We start from the raw sequence: 1384 nt of genomic DNA on the forward strand, positions 1-1384 counted from the left end.
CGGAACAGATAGGCGGCCGGGTAGCGGCGGGCCGTGGCGGCGTCGCAGGACCAGACGGCGGAGACGAGCGGGGTCATGAAGTGCCGGGTGAAATACCCGCCGGATAGGGCAGAACGTGCTGGGCCAGTACGACGTCGGGTCGTGGCGACTTCGCGGTGAGACCGTCGCTGATCATGGCGTTGGCTCCGTCGCCGTTCTCCTCCGAGGGTTGAAAGAGTGCTACAAAGCTGCCCCGCCAGGCGTCCCGGTGCCCGGCCAGTAGCCGTGCGCAGCCGATGAGGCAGGTTACGTGCACGTCGTGTCCGCAGGCGTGCATGACGGGTTGTTCGCCGCCGTCCTGGTCAGTCACCGTCGCGGTGGAGGCATACGGAAGCCCGGTCTGTTCGCGCACGGGGAGGGCGTCCATGTCGGCTCGGGCCATGACGACCGGGCCGTCCCCGTTCCTGAGAACTCCGATCACACCAGTGCCGCCCACGCCTTCGGTGACGTCAAAACCGACGTCTCGCAGCGCGTCCGCCGCCTTCTTCGCCGTGCGGTGTTCTCGCAGGCCGAGTTCGGGGTGTCGGTGCAGGTCCTGGTAGAGGTCCTCCAGGTCGCGACGGATGGTTTCGAGGCCGGTCAATACGGTCCGGGCGGGATCAGTCATGGGGGCTCCTTGCGTGAGCGAGGTTGCCATTCGTCCCCGTTCCGGGCCGGCGCGGCGAGCGAGGGGCAGTCGCCGGGAGGCCTGGCGGGGTCCTGGGTGCCCATGAACCGAGCCTAGCCGCGGTCCCGCCTTCGGCCACCCGGACTGGTGCGGAGCGCGATGGAGAGTGGCGGGCGACGACGCTCAGGGCGGACCACCGTGTACCTCGAGCAGCGGTGGACGATGGCGCGGTTTGCCTCGGGATGTGAGCGTGGAGCGAAACACGTCATCACACCCGGGAGTAGCAAGTGATCATCAGTATTGTCGGGGCCGGGAACATGGCCCGAGGTATCGGCACGCGCGTACTGGCGGGCGGTCACTCTCTCCGTCTGCACGATCGCAACCCGGAAAAGACAGCGGACTTGGCCGCTGCCCTGTCCCGGGCGGTGGACGGGGCAGACGTGCAGGCGTACGGCTCGGAAGGCGCGGCAGCGGCGGATGTCGTGGTGCTCGCCCTCCCTTACCCTGCCGGGCGTGAGGTGGCCGGCCTTCTCGGCGCCGAGCTCTCCGGCAAGGTCGTGGTCGACATCTCCAACCCCGTGGATTTCCGGACCTTCGACTCGTTGGTCGTACCTCTGGGCACCTCCGCAGCCGAGGAGATCGCAGCGACCGTAGCGAACGCACGCGTCGTCAAGGCCTTCAACACCACCTTCGCCGGTCCGCTCGTTGCGGGTGAAGTGGCGGGCCGGCCCCTGGATG

The 1384-nt window shown here is 68.4% G+C and carries 1 protein-coding gene and 1 pseudogene; one reads left to right on the forward strand and one right to left on the reverse strand.

Annotated elements, in window-relative coordinates; genetic code table 11:
- Positions 1 to 94: 94 nt before the first annotated feature.
- Positions 95 to 646: pseudogene (locus ACWEBX_RS40765) on the reverse strand (M20/M25/M40 family metallo-hydrolase); the annotation flags it as partial.
- 287 nt (positions 647 to 933) lie between these two features.
- Between ACWEBX_RS40765 and ACWEBX_RS40770 the strand changes: the two are divergent.
- A partial coding sequence (locus ACWEBX_RS40770; RefSeq protein WP_451889729.1) for an NADPH-dependent F420 reductase occupies positions 934 to 1384 on the forward strand: 451 nt, incomplete at its 3' end.

The sequence above is a fragment of the Streptomyces sp. NPDC005070 genome (assembly GCF_053600395.1).